The following is a 14,062-nucleotide window of genomic DNA, read 5'->3' on the forward strand; positions in this document are numbered from 1 at the left end:
CGACCAGGCTCCTCGGCGCGCCACACGTCCCGGACACCCCAGGCACCCACCACGCCGGCCCCGACCACCCGCGAGCCGCCGCGATCAAGGCCGCCCGCCTCCACCGAAGGAAGCCCGCCCGCCACCACCGAACGCCCGAGATCAGCCCGGCAACTCAGCGCGTCGCAGGTCCCGTACACCCAGCGCGACCACGCCGCCCAGACCACACACCACGGCGCTCACGACGAAGACCGGGCCGGTGCCCCAGGCGCCGATCGCGGCTGCGGACAGCGGCATGCTGAGGGGGGTCAGTCCGAGGCTGACCAGGCTGGAGACGGCGGTCACGCGGCCGAGGAAGGCGGGGTCGGCCTGGGTCTGCAGGAGGGCACCGCACATGGCGCCGCTGAGCCCGGCGAGCAGTCCGACGGCGAGCGCGACGGCCACGGCCGCGAGGAGGGTCGGTACGAAGGCCAGCGCGGCGATGGCGACCGCCCCGGCCAGGAGCGCGTACCCGGACACCTGTCCGGCGTGCGGCAGCCGGCCCCGCACGGCCAGCAGCAGCGAGACGAGCCCCGCGCCCACGCCGAACCCGGCCAGCACCCAGCCCATCCCGGACGCCCCCCAGCCGCGCTCGTCCGCGAGCAGGGTCAGGCCCACGTTGAGCGGCCCGACGAACCCGAAGTCCCCCAGGGCGATCGCCAGCACCAACGGGGCCAGGACGCGGTGGCGGCGGATGTACCGCAGCCCGGCCAGCAGGTCGGCCCAGGCGGTCCGGTCCCGCCCGGCCACCGTGTCGTCCGCCGGCAGCTCCCGCATCCGTACGCAGACCAGCAGCGGCACGGACACCGCGATCAGCAGCCCGGCGAGCCCGAACGCGGCCGCGGCCCCGCCCACCGCCACACCGAGACCGCCGAGCGGGGCGCCGACGATGACGGCGCACCGGTACGCGAGACCCCGCATGCCCTGGACGCGGGCCAGCTGGCCCGGCTCGGTGATGCGCGCGGGCAGCGCACCCACCGCGGGTACGAACACGGCGTCCACCGTGCCGAAGACCAGGGCGAGCACGGCCAGCAGCCACAGGCCCGGGCCGGTGAGCAACAGCAGCCCCGCCACCGCGAGCACGGACGCGCAGCGCACCGCGTCGCTGCCGATGACGACACGGCGCGGCCCGAACCGGTCGGCGACCACTCCCCCGCCCAGCATCAGTACCGCGCGCGGCAGCGCGCTGACCGACATCACCAGACCGGCCTGGGTGGCGGAACCGGCCTGCACGGCGGCCCAGGACAGGGCGACGTAGTAGACGCCGTCGCCGGCCATCGACGACGCGTAGGCGCCGAGCCAGCGCAGGACGTTGGGGTCGCGATGGGCCGGCCGGTCGTCCAGGCCGCCCCGGGGCGCGAGTGTGGTGGTCACGGCGGACCGTCCTCTCAGACGCGGAAGGGGAAGCCGTACGTGTGCACCGCGACGTTCTCGCGGCCCTCGGTGTCGCCCGCGGCCACGGCGGCGCGGCCGTGCTCCTCGTAGCGGCGGACGAGGTCGTTCATCTCCTTGGCCAGCTCGGCCAGTTCGTCCGGGGTGAGCCGCAGCAGCCACTCGGAGGAGTCGGACGCCGCCGTCCACGCGTCGCCCCAGTGGGCGCGCTCGTCGAGGTGGCGTCGGTACATGTCGGCGCGCTGCTCGAAGAAGAGGCGGCTGGCCGCGGTGTGCGCGGCGGCCTTCTCGGGCGCGTCCCGGAAGTCCTCTTCGTGGACGCTCACGCCGTCCGAGGCAGGCTGCCACCATCGCTCCCGCCCGTCCCCGCTGCGCGCCTCGGCCTCCTCGATGAGCCCGTGCACGGCCAGCTTGCGCAGGTGGTAGCTGACGAGCGAGACGGCCTCGTCGACCTGCTCGGCGAGCTGTGAGGCGGTCGCCGCCCGCGCGATGATCAGCAGTCGGTACAGCTGCGCCCGCAGGGGGTGGGCGAGGGCCTTGAGCGTGCCCACGTCCGTGATCCGGCGGTCTCTGTCCCTCTCAGGCATGCCCCCCAGGCTAGAAACGAAAGAAAAGTTGCGCAATCTATTTTGCGCAACTTCTCTTTCGTTTCTGCCGGAGTGGTGTCTCTCCGAGGGTGATGTCTCCGAGGCCGATGTCAGCGGACGGGGTGTCCCGCGGCCTTCAGCTCCTGCTTCACTTCCCCGATCCGCAGATCACCGAAGTGGAACACCGACGCCGCCAGCACCGCGTCCGCGCCCGCCGCGACGGCCGGCGGGAAGTGCGCGAGCTTGCCGGCGCCTCCCGAGGCGATCACCGGAACGGTCACGTGCCTGCGGACCGCCGCGATCATCTCCAGGTCGTAGCCGTCCTTCGTGCCGTCCGCGTCCATCGAGTTGAGCAGGATCTCGCCCGCGCCCAGCTCCGCGGCCCGGTGGGCCCACTCGACGGCGTCGATGCCGGTGCCCTTGCGGCCGCCGTGGGTGGTGACCTCGAAGGACCCGCTCCCGGTCCTGCGCGCGTCCACCGACAGGACCAGCACCTGCCGCCCGAAGCGCTCCGCGATCTCGCGGATCAGCTCCGGGCGGGTGATCGCGGCGGTGTTGACTCCGACCTTGTCGGCGCCGGCCCGCAGCAGCCTGTCGACGTCCTCGGCGGTGCGCACACCACCGCCGACGGTCAGTGGGATGAACACCTGCTCGGCGGTGCGGCGCACCACGTCGTACGTCGTCTCGCGGTTGCCCGACGAGGCGGTGATGTCCAGGAACGTCAGCTCGTCGGCGCCCTCGGCGTCGTACACCTTGGCCATCTCGACGGGGTCGCCGGCGTCGCGCAGGTTCTGGAAGTTGACGCCCTTGACGACCCGGCCGTTGTCCACGTCCAGGCAGGGGATGACTCGCACCGCCAGGGTCATGCGGAACCCCCTCGGAACGCCTCCACCTCGACCTCGACGACCAGGCTGGGGTCCACGAAACCGGAGACGATGATCATTGATGCAGCGGGCCGGACGGTGTCGAACAGCTCCTTGTGAGCACGCCCGACCTCCTCCACGTCCCGGGCGTGCGTGATGTACATGCGCGTGCGCACCACGTCGTCACGGCCGAGGCCCACTTGCCCGAGCGCCGTCAGCGCGACGGTGAAGGCGTTGACCGCCTGCTCGTACGGGCCGCCTCCGGCGATCTCGCCGTCCACTATGGACGTGCAGCCGGAGACCAGCACCAGGCCGTTCGGCAGCTCGACCGCGCGGGAGTAGCCGAAGGCGTCCTCCCAGGGGGCACCCGTCCTCACCCGACGTACCTCACTCACTGGGCCACCGCCTCCAAGGCCTCTTCCAGGGTGAACGCCTTCGCGTACAGGGCCTTCCCGACGATGGAGCCCTCGACACCGAGGGGTACCAGCTCGGCGATGGCGCGGAGGTCGTCGAGGGACGACACGCCGCCGGACGCCACGACCGGGCGGTCGGTCGCCGCGCAGACGTTCTTCAGGAGCTCCAGGTTGGGGCCCTGCAGGGTGCCGTCCTTGGCGATGTCCGTGACGACGTACCGCGCGCAGCCCTCCGTGTCGAGGCGCTCCAGCGTCTCGAAGAGGTCGCCGCCGTCGCGGGTCCAGCCGCGGCCGCGGAGCGTGGTGCCCCGTACGTCGAGACCGACGGCGATCTTGTCGCCGTGCTCGGCGATGACCTTGGCGACCCAGTCCGGAGTCTCCAGGGCGGCCGTGCCGAGGTTCACCCGGGTGCAGCCGGTGGCGAGGGCGGCGGCGAGGGTGTCGTCGTCGCGGATGCCGCCGGACAGCTCCACCTTGATGTCCATCGCCTTCGCGACCTCGGCGATCAGCGCGCGGTTGTCACCCGTGCCGAACGCGGCGTCCAGGTCGACCAGGTGCAGCCACTCGGCGCCCGACCGCTGCCAGGCGAGGGCCGCCTCCAGAGGGGAGCCGTACGAGGTCTCCGTGCCGGACTCGCCGTGCACGAGGCGGACGGCCTGGCCGTCGCGGACGTCGACGGCGGGGAGGAGTTCGAGCTTGGCCATGGTCTACAGGGTTCCGATCCAGTTGGTGAGCAGCTGCGCTCCGGCGTCGCCGGACTTCTCGGGGTGGAACTGGGTGGCCCACAGGGCGCCGTTCTCGACGGCGGCCACGAACGGCTTGCCGTGCGTCGCCCAGGTCACCCTGGGGGCGCGCATCGCCGGGTTGAGCACTTCGAGGGACCAGTCGTGAACGGCGTAGGAGTGCACGAAGTAGAAGCGCGCGTCCGCGTCCAGGCCGGCGAACAGCTCGGAGTCGGCCGGTGCCTCGACGGTGTTCCAGCCCATGTGGGGCACGATCTCGGCCTGCAGCGGCTCGACCGAGCCGGGCCACTCGTCGAGGCCCTCGGTCTCCACGCCGTGCTCGATGCCGCGCGCGAAGAGGATCTGCATGCCGACGCAGATGCCCATGACCGGACGGCCGCCCGACAGCCGGCGGTCGACGATCCAGTCGCCGCGCGCCTCCTTCAGGCCCTGCATACAGGCGGCGAAGGCGCCGACGCCCGGCACGAGCAGGCCGTCGGCGTTCATGGCCGTGTCGAAGTCACGTGTGATCTCGACGTCGGCTCCGGTACGGGCGAGGGCACGCTCGGCGGAGCGGACGTTCCCGAAGCCGTAGTCGAAGACGACGACCTTCTTCGAAGCCGCGCTCAATTCCACACCTCCAACCTCAGCACGCCCGCGAGCAGGCACATCCCGGCACTGATGGAGAGCAGCACGATGAGGCTCTTCGGCATCTGCTGCTTGGCGAAGGAGATGATGCCGCCGACCAGGAAGAGGCCGACGACGATCAGGATGGTCGACAGTCCGTTCATGGTTTTACAGCGCGCCCTTCGTGGACGGGAGGATGCCGGCCGCGCGCGGGTCGCGCTCGGAGGCGTAGCGCAGGGCCCGCGCGAGCGCCTTGAACTGGCACTCGACGATGTGGTGCGCGTTGCGTCCGTAGGGCACGTGCACGTGCAGTGCGATCTGCGCCTGGGCGACGAAGGACTCCAGGATGTGCCGGGTCATCGTCGTGTCGTACTCGCCGATCATCGGCGCCATCTTCTCGGGCTCGGTGTGCACGAGGTACGGGCGGCCGCTCAGGTCCACCGTCACCTGGGCGAGGGACTCGTCCAGCGGGACCGTGCAGTTGCCGAAGCGGTAGATCCCGACCTTGTCGCCGAGGGCCTGCTTGAAGGCGGCGCCGAGCGCGAGGGCACTGTCCTCGATGGTGTGGTGCGAGTCGATGTGCAGGTCGCCCTCGGTCTTCACGGTCAGGTCGAACAGACCGTGCCGGCCGAGCTGGTCGAGCATGTGGTCGTAGAAGCCGACGCCTGTCGACACGTCGACCTTGCCGCTGCCGTCGAGATCGATCTCGACGAGCACCGACGTCTCCTTCGTCACCCGTTCCACACGTCCAACGCGGCTCATGCGCTCTGCTCCTTAGGGGGTGTGGGGGTGCCCCCCACAAAGCTCACCAGTTCACGGACCGCGTCGAGGAACGCGTCGTTCTCTTCGGGGGTGCCGGCGGACACCCGCAGCCATCCGGGTACGCCGTTGTCCCGGACCAGGACGCCCCGGTCGAGGATCTGCTGCCAGACCGTGTGCGAGTCCTCGAACCGGCCGAACTGCACGAAGTTCGCGTCGGACTCGACGACTTCGTAACCGGCCGCGCGCAGCTCGCTCACCAGCCGGTCCCGCTCCGCCTTCAACTGCTCGACGTACTTCAGCAGCGTGTCGGTGTGCTCCAGGGCGGCCAGCGCGGTCGCCTGGGTGACGGCCGACAGGTGGTACGGCAGTCGTACGAGCTGGACGGCGTCGACGACGGCCGGGTGCGCGGCGAGGTAGCCGAGGCGCAGTCCGGCCGCGCCGAAGGCCTTCGACATCGTCCGGGAGACGACGAGATTCGGCCGACCTTCGATGAGCGGCAGCAGCGAGTCGCCGTGGCTGAACTCGATGTACGCCTCGTCCACGATCACCATCGACGGCTTCGCCGCCTGCGCGGCCTCGTACAGCGCGAGGACCGTCTCGCGCGGGACCGCGTTGCCCGTGGGGTTGTTGGGGGTGGTGACGAAGACGACGTCCGGCTTGTTCTCGGCGATCCACCGCTCGGCGGCCGGGAGGTCGATCGTGAAGTCCTCGGTGCGCGGCCCCGAGATCCAGCCGGTGCCCGTGCCGCGCGCGATGAGCCCGTGCATCGAGTACGACGGCTCGAAGCCGATGGCGGTGCGACCCGGTCCGCCGAAGGTCTGCAGCAGCTGCTGGATGACCTCGTTGGAGCCGTTGGCCGCCCAGACGTTGGCCAGGCCGACCTCGTGACCCGACGTGTCCGTCAGATACCTCGCGAGCTGGGTGCGCAGCTCCACGGCGTCCCGGTCCGGGTAGCGGTTGAGGTCCCGGGCCGCCTCACGGACGCGCTCGGCGATGCGTTCGACCAGCGGCTCGGGCAGCCGGTACGGGTTCTCGTTGGTGTTCAGCCGTACGGGGACGTCCAACTGGGGCGCGCCGTAAGGGGACTTGCCGCGCAGCTCGTCCCGTACGGGGAGATCATCGATGCCAGTCACTTGCTCTCGGGTACCTTCCAACCGAACCGCGCCTTGACCGCCGCGCCGTGCGCCGGCAGGTCCTCCGCCTCCGCCAGCGTGACCACGTGATGCGCGACCTCGGCCAGCGCGTCCTTCGTGTAGTCGACGATGTGGATGCCGCGCAGGAAGGACTGGACGGACAGGCCCGAGGAGTGGCAGGCGCAACCACCGGTCGGGAGCACGTGGTTGGAGCCGGCCGCGTAGTCGCCGAGCGAGACCGGCGCCCAGGGGCCGATGAAGATCGCGCCCGCGTTCTTCACCCGGTCGGCCACGGCGGCCGCGTCGGCCGTCTGGATCTCCAGGTGCTCGGCGCCGTACGCGTCGACCACCCGCAGTCCCTCGTCCACGCCGTCGACGAGCACGATCGCGGACTGCCGGCCGGCGAGGGCCGGGCGGATCCGGTCCTCGATGTGCTTGGTGGCCGCGACCTGTGACTCCAGCTCCTTCACGACCGCGTCCGCGAGCGCGACGGAGTCGGTGACCAGGACGGCGGCGGCGAGCGGGTCGTGCTCGGCCTGGCTGATCAGGTCGGCGGCGACGTACACCGGGTCGGCCGTGTCGTCCGCGAGGATCGCGATCTCGGTGGGGCCGGCCTCGGCGTCGATACCGATCTTGCCGGTGAAGTAGCGCTTGGCGGCGGCGACCCAGATGTTGCCGGGGCCGGTGACCATGTTGGCCGGGGCACACGACTCGGTGCCGTGCGCGAACATCGCGACGGCGGTCGCGCCACCGGCCGCGTAGACCTCATCGACGCCCAGCAGCGCGCACGCGGCGAGGATCGTCGGGTGGGGCAGTCCGCCGGCTGGATCATTTTCAAAGGCGGGGGCCTGGGCGGGCGAGGCGAGCGCGATCGACGGAACGCCGGCCTCCTGGGCCGGCACCACGTTCATGACCACGGAGGACGGGTAGACGGACCGTCCGCCGGGCGCGTACAGCCCGACCCGCTCGACCGGCACCCACTTCTCGGTGACCGAGCCGCCCGGCACGACCTGGGTGGTGTGGGTGCTGCGGCGCTGCTCGCGGTGGACGAGGCGGGCGCGCCGGATGGACTCCTCCAGGGCCGCGCGCACGGCGGGGTCGAGTTCCTCAAGCGCCTTTTCGAGCGCCGCGGCCGGGACCCGTACGGATTCCAGACGCACCCCGTCGAACTTCTCGGCGAAGTCGATCAGCGCCGCGTCGCCCCGATGATGCACGGCTTCGCAGATCGGACGCACCTTCTCCAGGGCGGCCGAGACGTCGAAGTCGGCTCGGGGCAGCAGGTCGCGCAGGGCGGGTCCCTCGGGCAGAGCGTCGCCGCGCAGATCGATTCGGGCCAAGACGGAATATTGCAGCACGGGCTCAATTCTCTCAGACCCTGCTCGGGCGTCGTTCGCGCGTATCAATGGCTGATACAGAACTCGGCGGAACCCGGAAGATCGCCTTCACGTCTAGCGTTCGAGGCGTCACACAGCGGGCATGAACAGTTGTGCGAAACGTGTGAGCCGGGAGGTTCGAAGAGCGTGCTGGAAGAGCAGTGACCGAGGGGGCCGGTATCCGCACCGGAGACCTGCCGGAGGATCTGACCGCCGCCGAGGCCGGCATGTGGCAGGCCTTCCGCAACGGCAGTGTGTACGACCTCAGCAGCGGAGACACGACGGTCGACGATCCGCACGGCGGCCATCCCTGGGGGCCCGCGCGGACCGTGCGGGCGCGCATCGTGTGCTGGCTGCTGCTCGACGGCCCGCCCGCGCTGGCCGGCCGTGTGTCGTCCCTGAAGCTGCGCGGTGTGCAGATCAGCGGCGCCCTGGACCTCGCGGGCGGCACGGTCACGCCGTACGTCGAGATGCGCGACTGCCGCTTCGAGCGGGACGTCCTGCTGCCGGAGGCCCACTTCACGACCCTGCGGCTGGTGGACTGCTCGGTGCCGCGCCTGGAAGCGGCCCGCGTCCACACGGAGGGCGATCTGCACCTCCCGCGCTGCCGTTTCCAGGGCGGCATCCGGCTGACCGACGCGCACATCGGTACGGATCTGATGCTCAACCAGGCGATCGTCTACCGCGACCGCAGCGGCCGCTCGATCGCCGCCGACGGCATGACCGTCGGCCAGGACCTGCAGGCCGAGCTGCTGGAGTCGCACGGCGAGCTGAGCCTGCGCAGCGCGAAGGTCGGCGTCTCGCTGAGCCTGCGCGGGGCGCGGCTGGCCAACCCGTACTCCCGGCTCGCGCTGAACGCTCCCCAGCTGACCGTCGGACGCACGCTGTACCTGACCCCGGCGGGCGTCGGCGCCTCGATGCTGAGCGGCGCGACGCCCGCGCGCGGGACACGGATCCAGCGGTTCGAGTGCCAGGGCGGGGTGCGGCTGGACGACGGGCGGTTCGAGGACGCGGTCGACCTGGAGCGGGCCCGGTTCACCTTCACCGAGGACCAGGAACTGTCGCTGCGCCGGGTGCAGACGCCCGAGCTGCGCTTCCTCGGGGAGCGGCCGCAGCGCGGCAAGGTCGTCCTGTCGGGCGCGCGGGTCGTCAACCTGATCGACCGGGCGAGCGCCTGGCCGGGCCCGGGCAACCTCCACATGGGCGGTTTCCAGTACGAGAACCTCGTACCGCAGGGGCCCTTCCCGCTCGCCGAGCGGCTGGACTGGGTGGCCGCCGCGACCGCCGAGTACAACCCGGAGCCGTACGAACGACTGGCCTCCGTGCTGCGGTCCGGCGGCGAGGACGAGGACGCCCGCGAGGTGCTTCTCGCCAAGCAGCGCCGACGCCGCGAGAGCCTGCCGATCGCCGCCAAGCTCTGGGGGTACATGCAGGACTGGACGGTGGCCTACGGGTACCGGCCGGGTCGGGCCGCGGTGTGGATGGCGGTGCTGTGGGCGGCGGGCTCGCTGGCCTTCGCACACGCGAGCCATCCGCCGGTGCAGCCCGGGGGGCACCCGCCTTGGAACCCGGCCCTGTTCGCCCTCGACCTGCTGCTCCCGGTCATCGACCTGGGCCAGGTCGGTGTCTGGCGGCTGCAGGGCGGCTGGCAGTGGCTGGCCGCGGCGATGATCCTGCTGGGCTGGATCCTGGCGACGACGGTGGCGGCGGGGGCCACGAGGATGCTGCGGCGCAACTGACGTACGGCGGGACCCGTGACTCGGTCCTTGACGTCCGAACAGTTGTTGAACAGTCACCCTTTACCTGTACTTGACCGACCCGCGCACAACTTTCCATGAGTTGCCGATAGGCCCTGGCGCGGGTTGACCTGCGGCCTTTCAATGGTCGACACGATGGCTCTGCTGCACCCGTTCAGTCGCACCGCCCGGGCTCCCCGGACCACCCCTCGCCCCGTCACCGGACTCCCCGCCGACGACGAGGTGCTCCTCGACGCGCCCGACGACCGCCTCGGCCCCGCGCTGGTCGCTGCCGCGCGCGGCGAGCACGGCCCCGCGGCCGCACTGCTCGCCGCCACGCGCGCCACCGCCGCCTGGGAGAACCGCGACCGGTACGCGAGACGGCTCGCGGCCTTCGCGCACTCCCGCCCGCAGTGGCTGGAGAGCTGGTACGCCCACGCCCCGCACGACCCGGACGTGCTGCTGCTCAGAGCCCAGCTCGCGGTGGACCACGCCTGGCGCTCCCCGGCGCGCGCGGAGTTGCTGCGCGAGGTGAGCCCCCTGATCACGGCGGCCGCCCGCGGCGACGACCGCGACCCGGTGCCGTGGCGGCTCGCGCTGGACCACGCGCGCGGCACCGAGGCCGGGCCCAAGTACTTCGGTGAACTCTGGGAGGCGGCACTGCGCCGCGCCCCGCACCACTACGGCTGCCATGTGGCGGCCCTGCGCTATCTCGCCGCCTCCTGGCAGGGCTTCCACCTCGAGTGCTTCGACTTCGCCGACCGGGCCGCGCAGGACGCCCCGCCGGACTCCCTCATCCAGGCGCTGCCGTCGCGTGCGGCGCTGGCCTACCTGACCGAAGGCGGCGGTGCCGAGGTGCCACGCGAGCGGCTGGACACGGCGGCCGACCGGGCGATCGCGCTGTCCGCCCGCTTCCCGGTCGCCGACCCGTGGCCGGCCGAGATCCGCAACAAGCTGATGTACGTCCTCGTACGCCTGGACCGCTGGCAGGACGCCCTCGCCGAAGTCCACCGGATCGGCCCGTGCGCCACGTCCTTCCCCTGGGACCGGATGTCGGACGACCCGCTGGCCCTGTTTCTCCGGGTGCGCGGCGACATCCGCGCCCGTGCGGCAGGCCTTGCGACCCCGTCCCGGTATCCACGGAGTGAGCGCGGCGGACGCGCCGGCTCCGGCGACCATTAGGCTTTTGCGCCGTGACCACCGTCCGTCTCCCCCTCTTCCCCCTGAACTCGGTTCTGTTCCCGGGGCTGGTGCTTCCGTTGAACGTGTTCGAGGAGCGCTATCGCGCCATGATGCGCGAACTCCTCAAGGCACCCGAGGACGAACCGCGCCGGTTCGCCGTCGTGGCGATCCGCGACGGCCACGAGGTGGCACCGAGCGCGCCCGGCATGCCGGACCCCACGGCCCTGCCCGACCGGGGGCCCTCGGCGGGCTTCGGCACCGACCCCGCGAAGTCGTTCCACGCGACGGGCTGTGTCGCGGACGCGGCCACGATCCGCGAGCGCGCCGACGGCACCTTCGAGGTATTGGCGACGGGGACGACCCGGGTGCGTCTGGTGTCCGTGGACGCGTCGGGCCCGTATCTGACGGCGGAGCTGGAAGAGCTCCCGGAGGATCCGGGCGACGAGGCGGGCGCGCTGGCCGAGGGCGTGCTGCGCGCGTTCCGCCAGTACCAGAAGCGCCTGGCGGGCGCGCGTGAGCGCTCGCTCTCGACGGGCGCCGACCTCCCGGACGAGCCGTCCGTGGTCTCCTACCTGGTGGCGGCGGCGATGATGCTGGACACGCCCACCAAGCAGCGCCTGCTCCAGGCCCCGGACACGGCGTCCCGGCTGCGCGACGAGCTGAAACTCCTTCGCTCCGAGACGTCGATCATCCGTAGCCTGCCGTCACTGCCGGCGTCGGACCTGACGCGCGGCCGGACGAGCCTCAACTGACCTCCACTGCGAAGGCCCAGATGGCGAAGAAGCCGAAGAAACAGCAGCAGGCGGGCGGCACACCGGCGACGGTGGCCCTGACCTCGGCCGGCGTCACGTACACGGTCCACTCCTACGACCACGACCCCTCCCACCCGTCGTACGGCGAGGAGGCCGCGGAGGCGATGGGCGTCTCACCGGACCGGGTCTTCAAGACCCTGGTGGCGGACGTGGACGGCGCGCTGACGGTCGCGGTGGTCCCGGTGGCGGGCCAGCTCGACCTGAAGGCCCTCGCCTCGGCCGTCGGCGGCAAACGCGCCGCGATGGCGGACCCGTCCCTGGCCGAGCGCACCACGGGCTACGTGCGCGGCGGCATCTCCCCCCTCGGCCAGCGCCGGAAACTCCCCACGGTCCTGGACGCCTCGGCCTCGGCCCACACCACGATCTGCATCTCGGCGGGCCGCCGCGGCCTTGAGGTCGAACTCTCCCCCGAAGACCTGACCAAGCTGACGCAAGCGGTCCTGGCCCCCATCGGACGCGCCTGACCCCTCGACGACCGCCCCTCGCTCGGTTAAGTACGAGGGACATGTCGAAGAAAACCCGAAAACGGAAGTGGCGCACCAAGAAGGGCCGCTCCAACCACGGCCACCGCCCGGCATAACCGTGCCCTGCCCCTCAAACGCCGGCCGGGTCAAGCCAGCCCGTCCGGCGTTCGAGGCCACACCTTTCCACACCGCCCCGCGCCCCCTCAGCCCGTCCGGCGTTTGAGGACGAGGCCGTTCAGGCCGATCGGGGGTCCAGGGGGCAAAGCCCCCGGCGGGGTCGAAGGGGCGGAGCCCCTGGGGACGGGACGGGAAGGGGCGGCGGGGGCGAAAAGAGACCACCGCGACCACAACGGCACCGCCCACCCCACGCCCGACGCCCTACGCCATCGGCGCCCCGTAAGGATCTTCGGGAACACCCCCGTGTTCCTGATACGGCTCCGGATCCCGAGGCCCGAACAACGCCATCAACCCAAGGTGCACCACCAGCGCGGCCAACGACCACGCCAACAACGCCCCCTTGGCCCCAAGCTTCAGCGGCGCGGAGAACCTGACCCCCTCGCCCACAGCCTTCGCATGGGCGATCACATCCTGCGCGGGCCCGAGCCACACCCCGATCTTCCAGGCCAGCAGGGACCCGAGCAGCCCCCCGACCCCCAGCGCCACCACCAACGGCACTCCCCCACGCCGCCGCCACAGGAAGACCGCGAGCGCACTCACCGCACCGAGGGCCACCGCAAGCAGAGTGAACGTTCCGTCCACCCCGATCGCCTGTTCGCCCTCGCTGTCCGCGAGATAGACGATCCACCTCTTGTCGACCACGTCCCCGACCAGCGGCACATGCGGGGCCAGCCACCACCACAACACCCCGAGCAGCACACCTGCGAGCGCCACCGCCACCGTGATCACGGCGGCCTCCCGCACTTCGGTCTTCATCCCGGGCCCGTCCTGTCCGTACGTACCGTCCCAGGATGCGTCATGCGGTGCGGGAGCCACCTGTCCGGCAGCCGGCGGCTGCCACGCGTTCTGCGAGGACGGTTCATGCGGCGGCGGAGGCGGAGTCAACGGTGCGGTCACCCTGCCATCGTGCCAGGCCCGCCTGTGCGGCGCGTCACCGGACGGCAGCCCGCCGGTACGCCCAGGTGGCGACGGCGAGCGAGAGGACGCCCACGCCGGCGCACACGGCGAGGTCCCCGGCCACGAAGGCCCAGTCGGGACGCGGCCCGAAGGTCCGCGCGAAGGCCTCGACGCCGTACGTCGACGGCAGCAGATCCCGGGCGAACCGCACGGCCTCCGGCATCCGGTCGGCCGGCAGCACCCCCAGCAGCAGCGCCGCGGACATGCCCAACTGCCCGAGCAGCGTGGCCAGTTCCGGCCGGGGCGCGAGCAGGCCGAGCGCCGCCCCCAGCCCCGCCAGTGCGGCCCCCGCCAGCGGGATCACCGCGACGAGCACCCACAGGTGCGCCATCGGCAACCCGAACAGCGCGCACCCGAACACCGCCGTGACCACGGTCCCCGGCACGGTGAACGACGCATACGCGCCCGCCGCCCCCAGCACCACGGACGCGGGCGGCACGGGCAGCGTGGCGTAGTGGTCGAGTCCCCCGCTCGCCCGGAGCTGCCCGAAGTACTGAGCCAGCAGGTTCAGCGCGACGAACGCCACCACGAGCACCGACGCCCCGGCCACCACCGACTCGGCCTCGCCCCCGCCGTCCACGACCCCGCGCATCAGGACCATGATCCCGACGGACTGGAAGGTCGCCACGAACAGCAGCGGAATCCGCGCGACCCGCGCGCGCGACAGCTGCGCCCGGTACACGGCGACGAGAGCAGGCCACATCCGCGCCCGCGGCCCGAGCTCGGCCGCGCCGCTGTCGGCCTCCTCCACCGCCAGGGCACTGCCCGGCAGGACATCGGCGGGTACGACACTCACCTCGTGCTGCTCCCCTTCTCGCTCGGGCCCACTGAGGCGCTGGGCCTC

Annotated in this window: 16 protein-coding genes; 4 read left to right on the forward strand and 12 right to left on the reverse strand. The window is 71.9% G+C overall.

The window, feature by feature from the left end; all coding sequences use genetic code 11:
• Positions 1–141: 141 nt before the first annotated feature.
• From OG870_RS12230 to hisD, 10 genes are all read right to left on the reverse strand, one after another.
• On the reverse strand, positions 142–1,392 hold the full coding sequence (locus OG870_RS12230) for an MFS transporter (protein ID WP_266585380.1): 1,251 nt from the start codon (positions 1,390–1,392) through the stop codon (positions 142–144).
• A gap of 14 nt (positions 1,393–1,406) precedes the next feature.
• Entirely contained in the window at positions 1,407–1,997 is a 591-nt protein-coding gene (locus tag OG870_RS12235) for an ArsR/SmtB family transcription factor (protein ID WP_266585378.1), read from the reverse strand.
• A 110-nt stretch (positions 1,998–2,107) separates the two neighbouring features.
• The gene (gene hisF, locus OG870_RS12240) at positions 2,108–2,863 is read right to left on the reverse strand and encodes an imidazole glycerol phosphate synthase subunit HisF (protein ID WP_266512613.1); all 756 of its coding nucleotides are present in this window, start codon (positions 2,861–2,863) and stop codon (positions 2,108–2,110) included.
• Positions 2,860–3,255: a RidA family protein gene (locus OG870_RS12245; RefSeq protein WP_266512616.1), complete on the reverse strand. Its 396-nt coding sequence runs from the start codon at positions 3,253–3,255 to the stop codon at positions 2,860–2,862. The genes hisF and OG870_RS12245 overlap by 4 nt, the downstream gene beginning before the upstream one ends.
• A complete protein-coding gene (gene priA / locus OG870_RS12250; RefSeq protein ID WP_266512618.1) occupies positions 3,252–3,977 on the reverse strand; it encodes a bifunctional 1-(5-phosphoribosyl)-5-((5-phosphoribosylamino)methylideneamino)imidazole-4-carboxamide isomerase/phosphoribosylanthranilate isomerase PriA in 726 nt (241 codons plus the stop codon). Before priA ends, OG870_RS12245 begins: the two co-directional genes overlap by 4 nt.
• Positions 3,978–3,980: 3 nt before the next feature.
• Positions 3,981–4,631 (reverse strand): imidazole glycerol phosphate synthase subunit HisH, encoded by a 651-nt coding sequence (gene hisH, locus OG870_RS12255; RefSeq protein WP_266512621.1) that lies wholly within the window; start codon positions 4,629–4,631, stop codon positions 3,981–3,983.
• The gene (locus tag OG870_RS12260; protein WP_266512623.1) at positions 4,622–4,786 is read right to left on the reverse strand and encodes a hypothetical protein; all 165 of its coding nucleotides are present in this window, start codon (positions 4,784–4,786) and stop codon (positions 4,622–4,624) included. The genes hisH and OG870_RS12260 overlap by 10 nt, the downstream gene beginning before the upstream one ends.
• Before the next feature lie 4 nt (positions 4,787–4,790).
• Positions 4,791–5,384: an imidazoleglycerol-phosphate dehydratase HisB gene (gene hisB / locus OG870_RS12265; protein ID WP_046261880.1), complete on the reverse strand. Its 594-nt coding sequence runs from the start codon at positions 5,382–5,384 to the stop codon at positions 4,791–4,793.
• Positions 5,381–6,517 carry a histidinol-phosphate transaminase gene (locus OG870_RS12270; protein WP_266585376.1) on the reverse strand — a complete coding sequence of 379 codons (1,137 nt, stop codon included), beginning with the start codon at positions 6,515–6,517 and terminating at the stop codon, positions 5,381–5,383. Before OG870_RS12270 ends, hisB begins: the two co-directional genes overlap by 4 nt.
• The gene (gene hisD / locus OG870_RS12275; RefSeq protein WP_266585374.1) at positions 6,514–7,872 is read right to left on the reverse strand and encodes a histidinol dehydrogenase; all 1,359 of its coding nucleotides are present in this window, start codon (positions 7,870–7,872) and stop codon (positions 6,514–6,516) included. The genes OG870_RS12270 and hisD overlap by 4 nt, the downstream gene beginning before the upstream one ends.
• Positions 7,873–8,051: 179 nt before the next feature.
• Between hisD and OG870_RS12280 the strand changes: the two genes are divergently transcribed.
• The 4 genes from OG870_RS12280 (at position 8,052) to ybaK (ending at position 12,084) form a co-directional block, all read left to right on the forward strand.
• The gene (locus OG870_RS12280) at positions 8,052–9,629 is read left to right on the forward strand and encodes an oxidoreductase (RefSeq protein WP_266512630.1); all 1,578 of its coding nucleotides are present in this window, start codon (positions 8,052–8,054) and stop codon (positions 9,627–9,629) included.
• 141 nt (positions 9,630–9,770) lie between these two features.
• On the forward strand, positions 9,771–10,808 hold the full coding sequence (locus OG870_RS12285) for a hypothetical protein (RefSeq protein ID WP_266585372.1): 1,038 nt from the start codon (positions 9,771–9,773) through the stop codon (positions 10,806–10,808).
• 11 nt (positions 10,809–10,819) lie between these two features.
• On the forward strand, positions 10,820–11,560 hold the full coding sequence (locus OG870_RS12290; protein WP_266512635.1) for an LON peptidase substrate-binding domain-containing protein: 741 nt from the start codon (positions 10,820–10,822) through the stop codon (positions 11,558–11,560).
• 20 nt (positions 11,561–11,580) lie between these two features.
• Positions 11,581–12,084, forward strand: coding sequence for a Cys-tRNA(Pro) deacylase (gene ybaK, locus OG870_RS12295; RefSeq protein WP_266585370.1), 504 nt, complete (start codon positions 11,581–11,583; stop codon positions 12,082–12,084).
• 378 nt (positions 12,085–12,462) lie between these two features.
• On the opposite strand, the gene OG870_RS12300 is transcribed toward ybaK, so the two are convergent.
• Positions 12,463–13,158, reverse strand: a complete 696-nt coding sequence (locus OG870_RS12300; protein WP_266512640.1) for an AAA family ATPase — start codon at positions 13,156–13,158, stop codon at positions 12,463–12,465.
• Positions 13,159–13,192: 34 nt separating this feature from the next.
• A complete protein-coding gene (locus tag OG870_RS12305) occupies positions 13,193–14,014 on the reverse strand; it encodes an ABC transporter permease (protein ID WP_266585368.1) in 822 nt (273 codons plus the stop codon).
• Between the last annotated feature and the right edge of the window lie 48 nt (positions 14,015–14,062).

Origin of the sequence: Streptomyces sp. NBC_00461, from assembly GCF_036013935.1 — a bacterium.
Taxonomy (GTDB): Bacteria; Actinomycetota; Actinomycetes; order Streptomycetales; family Streptomycetaceae; genus Streptomyces.